A 17,494-nucleotide genomic window follows, 5' to 3' on the forward strand; every position below is an offset into this window, starting at 1 on the left:
GGCTACGCGTGCTGGTACGCCACCAGGGAGATCCCCACGTAGTGCACGACGAACGCCGCGAGCGTGAAGGAGTGGAAGACCTCGTGGAAGCCGAACCAGCGCGGTGACGGGTTCGGCCGCTTGAAGCCGTAGACGACGCCGCCCGCGCTGTAGAGCAGCCCGCCGACGATCACCAGGACCAGGACGGCGATGCCGCCGGTGCGCAGGAAGTCGGGCAGGAAGAAGACGGCCGCCCAGCCCATCGCGATGTAGCAGGGCGTGTAGAGCCAGCGCGGGGCGCCGACCCAGAAGACCCGGAAGACGATCCCGGCCGCCGCCGCGGCCCAGATGCCCCACAGCAGCCACTGACCCTTGGCGCCGGGCAGCAGCAGCATCGTGAGCGGGGTGTAAGTGCCCGCGATGATCAGGAAGATGTTGGCGTGGTCGAGCCGGCGCAGCAGGCCGCCCATCCGCGGGCCCCAGTCGCCCCGGTGGTACAGCGCGCTGACGCCGAACAGCAGGCAGGCCGTGAGGACGTAGATCCCGCAGGCGATGCGGCCTCTGGTCGAGTCGGCGAGGGCGGTGAGCACAAGTCCCGCGATCAGTACGGCCGGGAACATGCCGAGGTGCAGCCAGCCGCGCAGCCTCGGTTTGATCGGATGCGGCAGGGAGAGCGCCAGGGGACCGCGGCCGCCGGCCGCAGTGTCATTGGGCGCGTCGGGGACGGACGCAGTCATGCGCCGCATGGTACCTACGCCTCCGTAAATCGGATGTGAGGGGCATGCCTTGGTCGGGTGGGCGCAAAAAGACGTTCAGCTGAAATCAAGACAGACGCAAAGAAAACGCAAACGCCGCAGGAAGCGTGGTTCACCTCACTTCGCTCACCTGTGAGACCCCCTGGACAGATGGGCACTCCGGGCGGATGATCAAATGAGTGCAGTCGGCACCGGATGAGCGACAGCGAAGCGTCCGGGTCGCAGCCCCCACGGGGCGAACAAGGACAAAATCCCTCACTTAGGAGCAACCGTGGCGCGCGACAACTCGGCTACCAGCGTTCCCACCCGCCACCAGGAACTGATCTCCTGGGTCAACGAGATCGCCGAACTGACGCAGCCGGACAACGTGGTCTGGTGCGACGGATCCGAGGCCGAGTACGAGCGCCTGTGCGAGGAGCTCGTGACCAAAGGCACCTTCAGGAAACTCGACCCGATCAAGCGCCCGCACTCCTACCTCGCCGCCTCCGACCCGACCGACGTGGCGCGCGTCGAGGACCGCACCTTCATCTGCTCCGAGAAGGAGGCGGACGCGGGCCCGACCAACAACTGGAAGGCCCCCGCCGAGATGCGGGAGATCTTCGCCGGCGACAAGGGCCTGTTCCGCGGCTCCATGCGCGGCCGCACCCTGTACGTCGTCCCGTTCTGCATGGGCCCGCTCGGCTCCCCGCTGTCCGCGCTCGGTGTCGAGATCACCGACTCCGCCTATGTCGCCGTCTCCATGCGCACGATGACGCGCATGGGCCAGGCCGTCCTGGACGAGCTGGGCGAGGACGGCTTCTTCGTCAAGGCCGTCCACTCCGTGGGCGCCCCGCTGGAGGCGGGCCAGGCCGACGTGCCGTGGCCGTGCAGCCGGACCAAGTTCATCTCCCACTTCCCCGAGGCGCGCGAGATCTGGTCGTACGGCTCGGGCTACGGCGGCAACGCCCTGCTCGGCAAGAAGTGCTACGCGCTGCGCATCGCCTCCGTCATGGCCCGTGACGAGGGCTGGCTCGCCGAGCACATGCTGATCCTCAAGCTCACCCCGCCGCAGGGCGAGTCCAAGTACGTGGCCGCCGCCTTCCCGAGCGCCTGCGGCAAGACCAACCTCGCCATGCTGGAGCCCACCGTCTCCGGCTGGACCGTGGAGACCATCGGCGACGACATCGCCTGGATGCGCTTCGGCGAGGACGGCCGCCTGTACGCGATCAACCCCGAGGCGGGCTTCTTCGGTGTCGCGCCCGGCACCGGCGAGCACACCAACGCCAACGCCATGAAGACCCTGTGGGGCAACTCCGTCTTCACCAACGTGGCGCTCACCGACGACGGCGACGTCTGGTGGGAGGGCATGACCCAGGAGACCCCGGCCCACCTCACGGACTGGAAGGGCAACGGCTGGACGCCGGACAGCGACACCCCGGCCGCCCACCCCAACGCCCGCTTCACCGTGCCCGCTTCGCAGTGCCCGATCATCGCGCCCGAGTGGGAGGACCCCAAGGGCGTGCCGATCTCCGCGATCCTCTTCGGTGGCCGCCGCGCCAGCGCGGTGCCGCTGGTGACCGAGTCCTTCGACTGGGACCACGGCGTCTTCCTCGGCGCCAACGTGGCCTCCGAGAAGACCGCGGCGGCCGAGGGCAAGGTCGGCGAGCTGCGCCGCGACCCGTTCGCCATGCTGCCGTTCTGCGGCTACAACATGGGCGACTACATGGCGCACTGGATCGACGTGGCCAAGGACAAGGACCAGTCCAAGCTGCCGAAGATCTACTACGTCAACTGGTTCCGCAAGAACGACGAGGGCAAGTTCGTCTGGCCCGGCTTCGGCGAGAACTCCCGCGTCCTGAAGTGGATCGTGGAGCGCCTGGACGGCAAGGCCGCGGGCGTCGAGACCCCGATCGGTGTGCTGCCGACCAAGGAGGCGCTGGACACCGACGGCCTCGAACTGTCCGACTCCGACCTGGACTTCCTGCTCACGGTCGACAAGGAGGTCTGGCGCGAGGAGGCCGCGCTGGTGCCCGCGCACCTCGACACCTTCGGCGAGCACACCCCGAAGGAGCTGTGGGACCAGTACCGCGCGCTGGTCGAGCGCCTGGGCTGAGCCCCGAGAAGCTCCGCGGCCGGTCCGACTAGCCCTGACCAGCAATAGTCGTCACGAAGGCCGGCCGCGGAAACCCGCAGAGGGCCCCGCACAATGGCGTGCGGGGCCCTCGGGCGTTCCCCCGCGGGGCTACTGCCGACGGTCCTCCAGATACCGCGTGTGCGACTCCTGCCGCCGGGCCTCCGCGTCCCGCAGCGCCGACGCCAGCTGCTCGGCCTCCTCCTTCAACAGGCCCAACTGGCGCTCCAGATGCCGCTCCGGGGGCTCCGTGCCCGGGGTCAGCCGGGTCCACCAGCGGGTCCGTACGAACGCGTCCACGGCCTCCGGCACGTCCCTGCGCACCGCCCGGGAGACGGCGTGCACGCCCTCCGGGTCCTGGGCGAGGGCCTCGGCGACCCAGCCCGGCGCCAGCAGCGCGCCCAGCAGCTCGGTCAGCGCGGTGAGGGTGCCCGCGGCGGCCGACGGCAGGTCGAGGTCCGCGAGATACCCCTCCAGCTTCTCGAAGTCGGCCCGGATCCCCTCCAGTTGGGCCGACGGGCTCGGGAAGTCGGGCGGCGCGGGCCGCTCCGGCGGGGCGAGCAGCGCGCCCGCGCCGTACAGCCCCGCGACCACCACCGGCCAGTACGGCCCCGCGACCCCGGTGAAGGTCAGCACCAGACCGGCGAGACCGCACCCGGCGCCGGTGAGGTTCTTGCGGGACTCCAGGTAGCCGAGGACCCTACTGGTAGCCACGGATCTCCTCGAAGGCGCCGTCCAGTGAGCCCTGCCGGGCGTCGAAGAGGCGGCCGCCGGTCAGCTCGGCGATGTGCTGGAGCTCGGCGCGCGAGGAGTCGCCGAACAGGATCGGGAAGACCGGGGTGTCCCGCCGCGCGCCGTCGAGCCCCCGGTAGAAGCCGTCGAAGTCCGAGGCCTCGTCCCCCGCGGTGTTCTCCCCGTCGGTCATCAGCACGATCGAGGTGAACGTGTCGGTGCCGCCGCCGAGATGGTCGTACGCCTGCTCCAGCGAGGTGTAGATCGCGGTGCCGCCGTCGGCGCTGAGCGCGTCGGTGTCCCGGCGGATGGCGGCCAGGCCCGCCTTCGGGTCCTTCGGGTCGACCACATGGGTGCGCACGCTCTTCACCGTCGAGCCGAACGGCATCAGCGTCACCTCCTCCCGGTCCCGGAAGTCACCGGTGAGCGCGGTCAGCGCCGCCTTCAGCGCCTTGATCCGGTCGCCGTCCATCGAGCCCGAGGTGTCCAGGACGTACACCGTGCGGGAGGGGCGGCGCAGCTTGTTCTCGTACGACGCGATGAGGCCGTCGGCGACGGAACGGCTGCCGGGGAAGGGCAGTTCACGCCGTCGGCCGGTGCCGAGCCCGGCGGCGGGCGGCACCGCCGGGACCACCGGGCGGCGGTGCGTGGTGTCGGTGATCAGCTGCTGCACGGCGTCGCCGCGCAGCTCCGCGGTCACCCGCCGGACCTCCTCGCGGGTGCCCTCGTCCGCCGAGGCCAGCGAGGAGAGAGGGTAGTCGGCGGTGACCACGCCGTCCCGGGGGCGGATCACGGTCAGGCCCGGGATGCCCGCCAGGACCGACTCGTAGTTGAACAGCGCGTTGACGTTGCCGCGCCGCTCGTAGGCGGTGGCCAGCCAGCCCGAGGAACCCGAGGTCAGCTTCTGCCCCTTGAAGAACTCCGTCAGCCGGGGCGTGGCCTTCGCGACATCGGCGTCGGTGAGCGCCGACTGGGCGCCGGACATCGCCGAGGCGACCGAGACCAGCGTGGCGAAGCCGGAGTTGGAGCGCGCCGGATCGGTCATGCCGTACGTCAACCTGCCGTCCCGCACGGCCTGTTCGATCTGCGTCCAGGTGACCAGCTCCGGCTTCCAGCCGAGGGCCTTGACCGTGGCCGGCTTCACGCCGATGGCGACCGGGCTGGACATCACCGGAGTCTCGGAGACCACCCGCTTCGCCGCCTCGGGCCGCAGCCGCAGCGCGTCGTCCGAGGACAGCCACAGCGCGTCGTACCGCCCGTCGGCCTTGCCCCGGGCCACCAGGTCCACGGCGTCCAGGGTGCCCATGTAGGTGGGCCGGATCGTGATGCCGGTGTCCTTGCGCACCCGGTCGAACACGGCCGTCATGTCGCTGAGTTCGCTGGAGGCCAGCACCCGCAGGGTGCCGGGCTTGGGCGCCGCCGGGTCGTCCCGGTGCGGCGGCGAGGTGCAGCCGCCGAGCAGGACCGCCGCGGCGGCGGCCAGGGCGAGTACGCCGCGTCGTCTCATGCCGGTCCCTCCAGCGCGCCCTGTGCCCGGCTGCGCTCCAAGTAGGCGGTGGCGCCTTCCAGTTCGTCGGTCAGGGAGCGGACCGTGGCGGCCATCACCTCGGTCGCCCGTACCTTGTAGCCGTCGATGGTGTCGAGGGTGCGGTAGATCTGCTGGAACGCCGAGCGCAGGGTCTCCACGCCGACCGCCGGGTCGGCGGCGATCCGCTGGATCTCGCCGCTCTGCGTGGCGAGCATCTCCGCGTTGCCCCGAATCAGCTCCTCGGTGGTCCCGCGCAACGCGTCGACCTGCTCGATCACCTTCTTCTGGTCGTCCAGCGCGGCGGCCAGCATCACCGAGATGCGCAGCGCGGAGACGGTGGTGGTCGCGGCCCGGTCGACGCCCTTGATCAGCTCGTCGTTGTTGCGGCGCACCACGTCCATGGCGAGGTAGCCCTGGGCGCACACCGCCAGCTGGGTCAGTAGGTCCTGGTGCTTCTGCCGCACCGGGAAGAGCACATCGGCGCGCAGCGCGTCCGCCTCCTGCGGGTCGGCGGTCCGGGCGATGTGCTCCTCGACGGCCGCGTCCAGGGCCTCGGTGAGCACCACGTACTCCTGGAGCTTGCCCATGGTCTCCCACAGCCGGACCCGCTCGGTCCCCAACGCGGCGTTGTCCCGGCGCAGTTCGTCCTGGCCGCCGCGCAGCCCGCCGACGATCCGGTTCAACGTGCCCTGCGCGGAGGCGTACTTGGCGAGATGGTCGCGCAGCCTGTTGCCGCCGGGCAGCCGGGAGAGGAAGCGGCGCCCGCGGCCCGCGGGCAGGTCCCGCGGATCCAGGTCCTCCACCACCCGGCGCAGCTCCACCAGCGAACCGGCGACCCGCGCCTGAGCGTCCTGGCCCCGGTCGGGCAGGCTGCGCACGGCCCGCTCCAGCATCCGGTTGGACTGGGCGGCGGCGGTGCGCATCTCCCCGGCGCCCAGCGCGGTGATCTCGCCGACCTTCCCGGTGAACTCCGGTGAACTGGCGTCGAGTCGCGCCAGCTCCCCGACGAACGCGGAGGCCTTGCGGCCCATTTCGGTACGTACCCCGTCCTCGACGGGCACGAGACCGCCCGCCTTCTCCCTGGGCACGGGCGCGACCGCCTCGGGCGGTGTGAGGACGAAGTCCCCTTCGTTGTCTGTCATTTGTTGCTCCCCCGTCATCCGCGGGCCCGGCGGGCCATCTCGTGCAGCACCGGGGAGGTGGGCACGGGCGCCTGCCGGACGCCGGTGAGCTTCTGGTTGAGATAGGCGGTGAGGCGGGACGTCTGCCCGAGGAACTCGGTGGTGTCGCCCTGCGGCCGGAACCCGTGCCGTACGGCGAGCATCCGCAGCGTCGGATCGGTGCTCAGCAGCTCCCCGAACGCCCGCCCGGCCGCGTCCAGCGGTACGACGGTGTGGTCGCTGTTGACCGTGGTGTCCGGGTACAGGACCACCAGGTCGTCCGCGCTGTGCTCCTGTTCGAGCAGCGCCGCCACCTGCGACTCGTACACGAGGACCAGCGGGTTGCCCACGCCGGTGATGAAGTCCCGGAACACCCCGTCCGAGCTGGACTGCTGGGCGCCCTGGACGCTGACCAGCTGGTGCAGCAGGGGAGCGGTGCGTTCGATGTCGGCGTCGCCCGCCACGACCTTGCCGCCGTTGGCGACGTAGGAGGCGGCGGCGAGGTACAGGGCACCGGAGTTGGAGGACTCGGGATCGGTGCTGGTGATGTACAGCGTCCCGCTCAACTCCCCGTGCGCGGACGCCCCCTTGAGCTGCTGCCAGGTCCGGTTGTGCCGGGCGGCGTCGAGATAGGCGGACATCTTCAGGGTGCCGCGGTGCGCGCCGTCCAGCACGGCCAGCCCGTTCGCGGCCAGCACCTCGGCCGCGCTGCGGTGCGCCACGACCACCAGCGGCGAGTAGAAGGGCCGCGGCAGCGGCTCCTGCGCGTGGTACTTCCGCGCCAGCTGGTCGGCGGGCGCCTGGCTGGACGGAAAGGCGAAGTCGTCGCCCTTCAGGTCCAGTCCGTCCATGGCCCAGGACCCCGAGGTGTCGGCCTTCACGGTGTAGCCCTTGGCGGCGAGGGCCTTCACCACTTCGGGATCGGCGAAGAAGTCCGCCTTCTCCGAACCGATCACTCCACGCACGGTCTTCGTTGCCGTGCCCTTGTCCTCCCCGTGCCGGCCCGCTACGACGGCGGCCACCACGCCACCGATGAGCAGCACCGCGAGGACGATTCCCGCGATTCGTTTCACGCGGGCGAGCGTCCTCCCGGAACCCCACATTCCCCGGCGCGGCCGGTGAACACGGGGTGACGGGTCGGCCCCGGCACTGCAACGCGCGAGCTGGGGCACCCGGTCCGCGCGTCGCTGCGGGTGCGCGCGGACCGGGGCCGATCAGGGGTGCCCGGGGATCAGCCGGTGGTGGTGAGTTCCCTCGGGTCGGCGGCCAGCGCGGCCGTGTGGGCGTCCATCCGCTCGGCGGCCAGGATCGCCACCGCGGTGTCCGCGCGGGACGCGGCGACCACCAGGGCGCGCCCGGCCAGGGCGTGGGCGCGGCGGTGCAGGGCCGCCGGATCCCCGGGGCGGCGGTGCAGGGCCGCCGGATCCCCGGGGGCGGCACCCGGCATTGCCCGCGGCGGCTTGCCGCCGCGCAGCCGGCACACCTGCGCGACCAGCCGGTCCGCGGCCGCGTCCAGATCGGCCGAGGGGGCCTGCGCACGCAGCTCGTCGGTGACCGCGAGCAGCGCCGACAGATGCCCGGCGAGCTGGATGTCCAGCTCCTCCTCGCGCGACCGGTGGGGGAAGTCGGAGGTGCCGGCCATCGTGCTGTGGACCGACTTGGTGCGGATCGGTTCGTACATGGGACGGCCTCCTGTGCTCTGACAGGAAACCATCCTAGCTTGGATTTCGTCTAAAGTTGAGTCGGGTCACGGATTGAAGCCCGTCGACTACGGACCGCCGTACGGCGACGCCCCCGGCTACGGCTGCCCGTAGCCGTCCAGGAAGGTCCCGATCCGCGTCACCGCGTCCTTGAGATCCCCGACGCTCGGCAGGGTGACCACGCGGAAGTGGTCCGGCTCGGGCCAGTTGAAGCCCGTGCCCTGCACCACCATGATCTTCTCCTGGCGCAGCAGATCGAGGACCATCTGCCGGTCGTCCCGGATCTTGAACACCTGCGGGTCGAGCCGCGGGAAGAGGTACAGCGCGCCCTTCGGCCGGACACAGCTCACGCCCGGGATCTGCGTCAGCAGCTCGTACGCCGTGTCCATCTGCTCCTTCAGCCGGCCGCCCGGCAGCACCAGGTCCTGGATCGTCTGGCGCCCGCTGAGCGCGGCGACCACTCCGTGCTGCCCCGGCATGTTGGCGCACAGCCGCATGTTCGCCAGGATCGTCAGGCCCTCGATATAGGAGTCGGCGTGGGCGCGCGGGCCGGAGATCGACATCCAGCCCACCCGGTACCCGGCCACCCGGTACGCCTTCGACATGCCGTTGAAGGTCAGCGTCAGCAGATCGGGGGCGATCTTGGCGGTCGGGGTGTGCGTGGCGCCGTCGTACAGGATCTTGTCGTAGATCTCGTCGGAGCAGACCAGCAGATTGTGGCGGCGGGCGATGTCCGTCAGCCCCTTGAGCATGGCCTCGTCGTAGACCGCGCCCGTGGGGTTGTTCGGGTTGATGATGACGATCGCCTTGGTGCGGTCGCTGACCTTGCGCTCGATGTCGGCGAGGTCGGGCATCCAGTCGGACTGCTCGTCGCAGCGGTAGTGCACCGGAGTGCCGCCGGACAGGGAGACCGCGGCCGTCCACAGTGGGTAGTCCGGCGCCGGTACGAGGACCTCGTCGCCGTCGTCCAGCAGGCCCTGCATCGCCATCACGATCAGCTCGGAGACGCCGTTGCCGATGAAGACGTGCTCGACGTCCGTGTCGATGCCGAGGGTCTGGTTGTGCATGACGACCGCGCGCCGGGCGGCCAGCAGCCCCTTGGCGTCGCCGTACCCGTGGGCCGTGGAGACATTGCGGAGGATGTCCTCCAGGATCTCCGGCGGGCACTCGAAGCCGAACGCCGCGGGGTTGCCCGTATTGAGCTTGAGGATGCGGTGTCCCGCCGCCTCCAGCCGCATGGCCTCCTCGAGAACCGGGCCCCGGATCTCGTAACAGACATTGGCGAGCTTGGTCGACTGGATCACCTGCATACGCGTGAGCTTAGGACGCCATGGCCGCTCATGGGTGGTGTTTTCCGCCACGCGAGACGGGGTTTTGCCCCGGATTGCCCTTACGGCCACCGGGTCGCCGCCGCGTCTCCCTGGAATCCGCTGCCGTGTCCAGCGAACGGGAGTACGAGCCGGAGGCGCCCGGCGCGCCCGGCGCGGGGGCGGCGGCGTCACCGGACCCGGGCCGGGGCGCCGGGGATCCGGAGGGATCTGGAGGGATCCGGGGGGAGCGGGGGCGGCGGGGGTCGGCGCGCCCCTCGGCCGCGGTCCGCCCGGTACGGGTGTCGGCCCGTCGCCGTCCCTCGGCGCAGGCCGAGCCGAACGCCGTCGGCGGGAGCAGCGGCGCCGGGACGGCCGAGTCTTCCGATCTAGCCGAACGCCGTCGGCGGGAGCGGCGGCGCCGGGACGGCCGACGGCGGCTCACGGCCGTCGCCGGGGCGGTCGCGCTGATGGCCGCCGTGACGGGTTCGGGCGCCCCGGCCGGGTTCCGGCACAAGGAGGGCGGCCGCGCCGACGCCACGGTGAGCGTGGGCGCGGCCGGTGCCCCGGCCTCGGCGGCCCCCTCGGCGATCGATCCGATGCCCGGCTCGACGCCAGCGAAGTCACCGGAGTCCGCGTCCGCCGCCGCCCCGGTCGCGGGCGACAAGGCCACCAGCCTCCGCCCGGCACCCGCCACCGCCCCACCACCCACGACGACCGGCGCTGACCGCCGCCACCACGCCCACCCGTACCTCGCACCCGGCGGCAGGGGCCACGGCCCCGACACGCACCGCCACTGACCGGACCTCAAATCATCCGGGAATCAAGAGAGTTGATCACAGGCGTCGCACAGGGAAACCCCTACGACCTGATCCGGCTTCTTGTTCCCGTCCCCTCGCTGCACCGAGAATGCGCATGACAACACAGCGGGCGACCGGAAATCCCTCCGGTCGCCGCCGTCGTAAGAGGGGACCCCCACATGAACAAGCCTCTCCTCGCCGCGCTGTCCGCCCTGGCCCTGGCCGGGCTGGGCGCGGCTCCCGCGGTCGCCGCCCCACTCACCGCGGCACCCGCCGCGCACGCCGACTCCCCGGCGCCCAAGGCGAAGACACCCGCCGTCACCGTCAACTTCGCCGGCACCGTCTCGCTCAGCGACTGCTCCGGCTCGGTGATCCGCTTCCCCAACTCCGCCGACAGCGACCCGGCGTTGGTGCTGTCCAACGGCCACTGCCTGGAGACCGGCTTCCCGGATCCCGGCGAGGTCATCACCGGCCAGTCCTCCAGCCGTACCTTCGGCCTGCTGAACGCGAGCGGCAGCAAGATAGCCACCCTGCGCGCCAACCAGGTCGTCTACTCCACGATGACCGACACGGACATCACGATCTACCGCCTCAACACCACCTACGCGCAGATCAAGAGCTCCTACGGGATCAGCCCGCTCACCCTCAGCGACACCCACCCGACCGCGGGCACCGCCATCAAGGTCGTCTCCGGCTACTGGAAGACGACCTACAGCTGCAGCATCGACGGCTTCGTCAACCAGCTGAAGGAGGGCGACTGGACCTGGAAGGACTCGATCCGCTACACCTCCAGCTGCAACACCATCGGCGGCACCTCCGGCTCCCCGGTCATCGACACCAGCACCGGCAAGGTCGTCGCCGTCAACAACACGGGCAACGAGGACGGCCAGCGCTGCACGGTCAACAACCCGTGCGAGGTGGACGCGAACGGCAACGTCACCGTCCACCAGGGCACCAACTACGCCGAGGAGACGTACGGGATCCCGGCCTGCTTCACCACCGGCAACAAGCTGAACCTCAGCGCGGCCGGCTGCACCCTGCCCAAGCCGTAAGGCACGGGGGTACGGCGCTCACCCCGGCAACGGCGTCGCCATCGGCGTCGGCGTCCGGCGGACGGACCGGCCCGCGAGTACGTCCGTCCGCCTGCCGTCCTCGATGACGAAGCGGCCGTCGATCAGGACGTACGGGATACCCACCGGGGGCGTCCGGGGCGCCTCGAACGTGGCGCCGGGCGCGACCGTCCCCGGGTCGAACAGCACCAGATCCGCCCGGTACCCCTCGCGCACCAGGCCCCGGTCCGGCAACCGCAGCCGGGCCGCGGGCCGCGCGGTGAGACGGGCGACGCACTCCTCCAGCGACAGCACGCCCAACTCCCGTACGTAGTGCCCGAGATAGCGCGGAAAGGTGCCGTACGCCCGCGGGTGCGGCTTCGCGCCCCGCAGGATGCCGTCGGAGCCCCCGGTGTGGGCGCGGTGGCGCATCAGGGCGCGCACATTGTCCTCGTGGCCGACATGCTGGAGGACGGTCGTACCGAGCCGGTCCTCGATCAGCAGCCGCCGGGCGACCTCCCACGGCGACCGCACCTGTTCCGCCGCCAACTCCCGCACGGTGCGCCCCGTGTACGCGCCGAGTGCCGGGTCGGCCACCCCGGAGACCTCGACCGTCTCCCACGCCACCGGCACACCGTGGCAGCCGTCCGAGCCGGTCACCTCCAGCTCCCGCCGGACGCGCTCGGCCGTCGCCGGGTCCGCGAGCCGGGCCAGCACCTCCGCCGGGCCGCCCTCGCTCGCCCAACTCGGCAGCAGGGCGGCCAGGGTGGTGCAGCCGGGGGTGTAGGGGTACGTGTCGAACGTGATGTCCGCGCCCGCGTCCAGAGCCCGGTCGAGCAGGGCCGTCAGCTCATCGGCGCGCCCCTCGTTCACCCCGAAGTTCATGGTGGCGTGCGCCAGATGCAGCGGGCAGTGCGCCGCCCGGGCCAGCGCGACCATCTCGGCGTAGGCGTCCAGCGCCCCGGCGCCGTAGGACCGGTGATGCGGGCAGTAGTAGCCGCCGTACGACGCCACCACCCGGCACAGCTCGGTCAGTTCGGCGTCGTCGGCGTACATCCCGGGCGTGTAGGTGAGCCCGGAGGACAGCCCGACGGCCCCCTGCTCCAGCCCTTGCGCCACCAACTCCCGCATCCGGCGCAGCTCTTCGGCGGTCGCGGGCCGGTCCTCCCACCCCATGACGAGCGCCCGGACCGTGCCCTGCGGGATCAGATAGGCGGCGTTCACGGCGATCCCGCACCCCTCGAACCCGGAGTCCAGCCGGTCGAGATACTCCCCGACCGTGCGCCAGTCGAAGTCGATGTCCTCGCCGTACCCGTTCCACCCGGCGATCGCCCGGCGCACCTGAGCCAGCGTCGGCTCGTCCACCGGCGCGTACGACAGCCCGTCCTGGCCGATCACCTCCAGGGTGACCCCCTGCGCGGCCTTCGCGCTGTGGTCGGGGTCGCGGAGCAGCGCGAGGTCGGAGTGGGCGTGCATGTCGATGAACCCGGGGGAGAGGACCAGCCCCTCGGCATCCAACTCCCGCACTGCCCGGGGCCGTTGGCAACCGGCCGCTGCGGCCTCCTTGACGATGGAGACGATCCGCCCGCCGTCGACGACCACATCGGCCCGGTACGACGGCTCGCCGCTGCCGTCGACCACCTCGGCGTCCCGCACGACCAGGTCTTCCATACCGGCCTCCCCGACCGCTCCAGAAGCTTTCCCGCTCCGGCTGTACCGCTGTGGCTCTCCCGCTCCGGCTTCCGCGCCCTAGAAGTAGGTGCGGATGTAGTCGACCACCGTGCCGTCCGCCTCCGCGACCGGGATGAGCTGCCACTTCTCGAAGACCGTGCACGGATGGGAGAGACCAAAGCCGATCCAGTCGCCCACCCGGAGATCCGCGTCGGCACCGGTGCGCAGCCACAGATGCTGGTCCGACAGCGCGGTCACCTCGACACCGGTCGCCGGCCGCTCGGCACCGCCCCGGCGCACCACCCGCGCCACCGGCAGATCGAGGTCGTAGGAGACGTCCCGCTTCCCCGCGTTCACGAACGCCTCCGCCGCCGAGGGCCGCGAGACCACCTGCGCCCACAGCCGGAACGCGGGCTCCAGCGCGCCCTCCTCGGGCACCCGGTTGAACGGGGTCAGCTCGCTGTAGTGCACATCGTCGTGCGAGACGTACGCACCGGAGCGCAGCAGTTTGAGCACGGGAAGCGACAGCGCGGGCAGCTCGGCGAAGACCGCGGCGACGACGTCGAACCACTCGCTGCCCCCGGCGCTGACGACGATCTCGTCGGCGCCCTCGAAGAGCCCGTCCCGGTCGAACTCGACGGCGAGCGCGACGAGTCGGTCCAGCCAGGCGCGCACCCGCTCCGGGTCGGCGTCCGGCACCTGGGCCTCGTACCCCGCCACCCCGACGAGCCGCAGCGCCCGCGCCCGCCCGACGGCCTCGGCGACGGCCCGCGCGTCCGCCGCCGTACGGACACCCGTACGGGCCCCCTCGCCCGCGCCCAGCTCCACGACCACGTCCACCGGCCGGGCGGCCCCCGCGAGCGCCGCGTCCATCAGCTCGACACCGCCCACCGAGTCGACGTAGCAGACGAAGCGGAAACCGGGGTCCGCGGCGAGCTCACCGGCGAGCCAGCGCAGGGCCGCGGCGTCGACCAGCTCATTGGCGAGGAAGATCCGCTGAACGCCGAACTCCCGCGCCACGTACACCTGATGGGGAACGGCCAGGGTGATCCCCCAGGCGCCGTGCTCGATCTGGCGCCGGAACAGCTGCGGCGCCATGGAGGTCTTGCCGTGCGGCGCGAACGCCAGGCGGTGCCGTGCGGTGTACGACTCCATGAGCGCGAGGTTGTGCGCGAGGCGCTCGGCGGACAGGACGAGCAGGGGGGTGGTGAAGCCGCCGTCCGCGTCGAACAGATTGCGCCGCTGAGCCGCCAGCTCTCCGACCTTGAGACCGCGGGCACCCGGCGGGAGGCCCTTGAAGCGGTGGTCGACCCGTTCCTCGGCCAGCCGGTCGAGCGCTTCGGTGTCCATGGGAGCCCTTCGTCATCCGGCGCACGCCCCTGTCGTTGCATCCTGTGCAACGTTCATTGCATGCAGTGCTCACTGCTGTCTAGCATCTCGCCGACAACGGGTCAACGGAGTGACACCGCCGGCGCTTGGGGGTTTCGGGAGTGGACATCGTCGCGCTGGGCGAATCCATGGTCACCTTCATCCCCACCCGCCCCGGCCCGCTGGCCGACGTGCCCACCTTCTCCCGCGCCACCGGCGGTGCGGAGTCCAACGTGGCCTGCGCGATGGCCGCGCTCGGCCACTCGGCCCGCTGGGTGAGCCGGGTGGGCACGGACGGATTCGGGGAGTGCGTGGTGGCGGGGATCGCGGAGTACGGCGTGGACGTCTCGACGGTCCGCCGCGATCCCTCCCGCCCGACCGGTGTCTACTTCCGCACGGCCGCGGACCGGGGCTCGGGGGCGCACGAGGTGGCGTACTACCGGGCGGGCTCGGCGGCATCGGCGATGTCTCCGGCGAACGTGGACATGAACGCGGTACGGGACTGCCGGATCCTGCATCTGTCGGGGATCACGGCGGCCCTGTCGGCGGACTGCCACGCCCTCCTGCACCGACTGACGGCCCCGGCCGCGGACCGCCCCCTGATCTCCTTCGACATCAACCACCGCCCGGCCCTGTGGCGGGGAAAAAACGCCGCCCGAACCCTGCTGGAACTGGCCCGCCGGGCGGACCTCGTCTTCGTGGGGGAGGACGAGGCGGCGGAGGTGTGGGGGGTGACAGGGGGACCGGCGGCGATCAGAAGGGTGCTGCGGGAGCCGGGGGCGCTGGTGGTGAAACAGGGGGCGCGGGGAGCTACGGCTTTCCGCCGACAGGCACCGGACCCCTTCGAGCCGACCCGAACCACGGACATGCCCGGCACTTTCGAGCCGAGCCCCACCGTCACCGCCGTATCGGCCATCGGCGCCGGAGACTCCTTCGCCGCCGGCTACCTCTCCGCCACCCTCCGCGCCCTCCCCCCGCGCCAACGCCTCCGCCACGGCCACCTCCTCGCCGCCGCCACCCTCACCACCCCCACCGACCTCGCCCCGCCCCCCGCCCGCGCCCACGCCGACCACCTCGCGGCCCTGGACGACGCCGCATGGGGAAGACTGCGACTCGCCCCCGGCTGGACGCAGACCGCGTGGGCCCCCGAGGAGGCCAACACCCCATGAGTCAGACCGTCGACCGCGCCCTGAGCATCCTGCCGCTGCTCGCCGAGGGCCCCGCCGACCTCGGCCGGGTCGCCGACCGCCTCGGCGTCCACAAGTCCACCGCCCTGCGCCTCCTGCGCACCCTGCACGAACACGGTCTGGTCTACCGCCAGTCCGACCACCGCTACCGCCTCGGCGCCCGCCTCTTCGCCCTCGCCCAGGAGGCGATGGAGAACCTGGACGTCCGCGAGATCGCCCACCCCCATCTCGTACGGCTGAACGAACAGTGCGGCCACACCGTCCACCTCGCCGTGTACGACGACGCCGAGGTCCTCTACATCGACAAGGTCGACAGCCGGTACCCGGTGCGCATGTACTCCCGCATCGGCAGACCGGTCGCCCTCACCGTGGCCGCCGTCGCGAAGCTCCTCCTCGCCGACCTCCCCGAACCCGAACGCCGCGCCGTCGCGGAGAAGCTCGACTACCCCTCGTACACCCCCCGTTCCACCCCGAACGCCGACGCCTACCTCCAGGAGCTGGCCAAGGTCCGCGAACAGGGCTGGGCGACCGACCTCGGCGGCCACGAGGAGTCCATCAACTGCGTCGCCGCCCCCATCCGCGGTGCCGAGGGCCGGGTGGCCGCCGCGATGTCGGTGTCCGCCCCGAACGTGGTCGTCACGGCCGACGAACTCCTCGCCCTCCTCCCGCTGGTCCGCCGCACGGCGGACGCGATCAGCGCGGAGTACTCCGGTAGAACACCGGTGACGGAGCACCCGTAACACCCGTAACACCTGCAATACCCGTAACACCTGTACCGCTCGTAACGCCCGTAAAGGACTGGCCGATGGACAAGATCGCCCTGACCCCGAAGACCCACACCACCCCGCCCGCGAAGTTCTCGCACGGGGTGCGCAAGGGCAACATCCTCCAGGTCGCCGGTCAGGTCGGCTTCCTGCCCGCGGAGGAGGGCAAGCCCCCGACCCCGGTCGGCCCCACCCTGCGCGAGCAGACGCTCCAGACCCTCGACAACGTCCGGTCGATCCTGGAGGAGGGCGGCGCCGGCTGGGACGACGTGATGATGCTCCGCGTCTACCTCACGGACGTGGACCACTTCACCGAGATGAACGACCTCTACAACGCCTACTTCGAGGCCCAGGCCCTCACCCAGCCGCCCGCCGCCCGTACGACGGTCTACGTCGGCCTTCCGCCCGGCCTGCTGATCGAGATCGACGCGCTCGCCGTGCTCGATTCCCCTGGAGTGGCCTAAGTCGCCGACGCGACGCGCGGGCTGACTGGTTCCGGCACAGGGAAGTCGTCCATACTGCCGCCGTGGAGCAGCGCATAGGATCAGGCAGCAATCCGTTGAACACCGAAGCGTTGAAGGCGGAAGCGGTGAAGGCCGAGCCCGTCGCGGGCGCCGGCTTCGACCCGGCCTTCATCCCGGGCATCACGGCCCCGGCGACGCCCTTGGCGAAGCAGGAGGAGCCGGGGGAGCCGAAGGAACCGCAGGCCGAGGCGCCGGACGAGTCCGCCGAGCCGTCGGAGCCGAAGGCCACCGAGGAGGCCGCGGCAGGCGACACGGACGAGGACGAGCCCGCGGCCCCCGCCGACGGCCCGGTCTTCGAGGCCGCCGACCGCCGCGCCAGGATAGAGGCCGACCACAAGGGCGTCCGCCTCAGCCTGGACGAGGAGGCCTGCGAGTTCCAGTGGGCCGAGATCGCCGCGGTGGAGTCGGAGTCCCCCCGCTTCGGCAAGCGCTACACCATCACGGTGCACACCCCGGACCGCCGCTGGTACCCGATCGAGATCGAGGCCGCGTCCCGCTCCCGCTTCAAGGAATGGGACGACCAGCTGGACGCGGTCCTGGACGCCTACTTCGAAGACGGCGACTGACCGCCCCCCTCGCTCTCCACGAGCCGGCTCCCCAGGAGCCGGCTGGTCGGGGTCGTCCGGCGAGCACCACCGGCCCGAGCCGGAGGGGCGCTGGAGGGCGGTCAGACCCCCCGAGAACTTCTGATAAAGTTTGGTTCGCCGCAAGGGAAACGCGAGAGCGAGAACCGGAAGGCACCGAGGAAATCGGATCGGAAAGATCTGATAGAGTCGGAAACACCGAAGGGAAGCCCGGAGGAAAGCCCGAGAGGGTGAGTACAAAGGAAGCGACCGTTCCTTGAGAACTCAACAGCGTGC

The 17,494-nt window shown here is 71.4% G+C and carries 16 protein-coding genes; 7 read left to right on the forward strand and 9 right to left on the reverse strand.

From position 1 onward, the window contains the following. Window positions 1–2: 2 nt before the first annotated feature. Entirely contained in the window at window positions 3–716 is a 714-nt protein-coding gene (gene trhA / locus ACLF5H_RS23620) for a PAQR family membrane homeostasis protein TrhA (RefSeq protein WP_421678019.1), read from the reverse strand. Window positions 717–1,005: 289 nt separating this feature from the next. Here trhA and ACLF5H_RS23625 point away from each other — a divergent pair, with 289 nt between their 5' ends. After that, a complete protein-coding gene (locus ACLF5H_RS23625) occupies window positions 1,006–2,826 on the forward strand; it encodes a phosphoenolpyruvate carboxykinase (GTP) (RefSeq protein ID WP_421678020.1) in 1,821 nt (606 codons plus the stop codon). A 129-nt stretch (window positions 2,827–2,955) separates the two neighbouring features. Here ACLF5H_RS23625 and ACLF5H_RS23630 read toward each other — a convergent pair whose 3' ends face one another. The 6 genes from ACLF5H_RS23630 to ACLF5H_RS23655 all read right to left on the reverse strand — a co-directional run bounded on the left by ACLF5H_RS23630 (window position 2,956) and on the right by ACLF5H_RS23655 (window position 9,274). After that, window positions 2,956–3,558 (reverse strand): hypothetical protein, encoded by a 603-nt coding sequence (locus ACLF5H_RS23630; RefSeq protein WP_421678021.1) that lies wholly within the window; start codon window positions 3,556–3,558, stop codon window positions 2,956–2,958. Beyond that, entirely contained in the window at window positions 3,545–5,083 is a 1,539-nt protein-coding gene (locus ACLF5H_RS23635; protein WP_421678022.1) for a substrate-binding domain-containing protein, read from the reverse strand. Before ACLF5H_RS23635 ends, ACLF5H_RS23630 begins: the two co-directional genes overlap by 14 nt. Next, window positions 5,080–6,246, reverse strand: coding sequence for a toxic anion resistance protein (locus ACLF5H_RS23640; RefSeq protein WP_421678023.1), 1,167 nt, complete (start codon window positions 6,244–6,246; stop codon window positions 5,080–5,082). Before ACLF5H_RS23640 ends, ACLF5H_RS23635 begins: the two co-directional genes overlap by 4 nt. Before the next feature lie 14 nt (window positions 6,247–6,260). Then, entirely contained in the window at window positions 6,261–7,337 is a 1,077-nt protein-coding gene (locus ACLF5H_RS23645) for a hypothetical protein (protein ID WP_421678024.1), read from the reverse strand. A 158-nt stretch (window positions 7,338–7,495) separates the two neighbouring features. Next, window positions 7,496–7,945 (reverse strand): hypothetical protein, encoded by a 450-nt coding sequence (locus ACLF5H_RS23650; RefSeq protein ID WP_421678025.1) that lies wholly within the window; start codon window positions 7,943–7,945, stop codon window positions 7,496–7,498. A gap of 117 nt (window positions 7,946–8,062) precedes the next feature. Then, window positions 8,063–9,274: a pyridoxal phosphate-dependent aminotransferase gene (locus tag ACLF5H_RS23655; protein ID WP_159704500.1), complete on the reverse strand. Its 1,212-nt coding sequence runs from the start codon at window positions 9,272–9,274 to the stop codon at window positions 8,063–8,065. Window positions 9,275–9,399: 125 nt separating this feature from the next. Here ACLF5H_RS23655 and ACLF5H_RS23660 point away from each other — a divergent pair, with 125 nt between their 5' ends. After that, window positions 9,400–10,071, forward strand: a complete 672-nt coding sequence (locus ACLF5H_RS23660; RefSeq protein ID WP_421678026.1) for a hypothetical protein — start codon at window positions 9,400–9,402, stop codon at window positions 10,069–10,071. A gap of 179 nt (window positions 10,072–10,250) precedes the next feature. After that, window positions 10,251–11,123, forward strand: a complete 873-nt coding sequence (locus ACLF5H_RS23665) for a S1 family peptidase (protein ID WP_421678027.1) — start codon at window positions 10,251–10,253, stop codon at window positions 11,121–11,123. Between the two features lie 18 nt (window positions 11,124–11,141). On the opposite strand, the gene ACLF5H_RS23670 is transcribed toward ACLF5H_RS23665, so the two are convergent. Together ACLF5H_RS23670 and ACLF5H_RS23675 are read right to left on the reverse strand one after the other, a co-directional pair. Further along, window positions 11,142–12,791, reverse strand: a complete 1,650-nt coding sequence (locus ACLF5H_RS23670) for an N-acyl-D-amino-acid deacylase family protein (protein WP_421678028.1) — start codon at window positions 12,789–12,791, stop codon at window positions 11,142–11,144. A 78-nt stretch (window positions 12,792–12,869) separates the two neighbouring features. Next, window positions 12,870–14,141: an alanine racemase gene (locus ACLF5H_RS23675; RefSeq protein ID WP_421678029.1), complete on the reverse strand. Its 1,272-nt coding sequence runs from the start codon at window positions 14,139–14,141 to the stop codon at window positions 12,870–12,872. A 167-nt stretch (window positions 14,142–14,308) separates the two neighbouring features. On the opposite strand from ACLF5H_RS23675, the gene ACLF5H_RS23680 reads away from it, so the two are divergent. The 4 genes from ACLF5H_RS23680 (at window position 14,309) to ACLF5H_RS23695 (ending at window position 17,200) form a co-directional block, all read left to right on the forward strand. Beyond that, window positions 14,309–15,328 (forward strand): sugar kinase, encoded by a 1,020-nt coding sequence (locus tag ACLF5H_RS23680; protein WP_421678035.1) that lies wholly within the window; start codon window positions 14,309–14,311, stop codon window positions 15,326–15,328. Further along, window positions 15,325–16,086, forward strand: a complete 762-nt coding sequence (locus tag ACLF5H_RS23685; RefSeq protein ID WP_421678030.1) for an IclR family transcriptional regulator — start codon at window positions 15,325–15,327, stop codon at window positions 16,084–16,086. Before ACLF5H_RS23680 ends, ACLF5H_RS23685 begins: the two co-directional genes overlap by 4 nt. A 65-nt stretch (window positions 16,087–16,151) precedes the next feature. Further along, window positions 16,152–16,574 carry a RidA family protein gene (locus tag ACLF5H_RS23690; protein WP_421678031.1) on the forward strand — a complete coding sequence of 141 codons (423 nt, stop codon included), beginning with the start codon at window positions 16,152–16,154 and terminating at the stop codon, window positions 16,572–16,574. Window positions 16,575–16,636: 62 nt separating this feature from the next. Further along, window positions 16,637–17,200: a hypothetical protein gene (locus ACLF5H_RS23695; protein WP_421678032.1), complete on the forward strand. Its 564-nt coding sequence runs from the start codon at window positions 16,637–16,639 to the stop codon at window positions 17,198–17,200. The last annotated feature ends 294 nt before the right edge of the window (window positions 17,201–17,494 follow it).

The organism is Streptomyces sp. LaBMicrA B280 (genome assembly GCF_049222185.1).
Taxonomy (GTDB): Bacteria; Actinomycetota; Actinomycetes; order Streptomycetales; family Streptomycetaceae; genus Streptomyces; species Streptomyces murinus.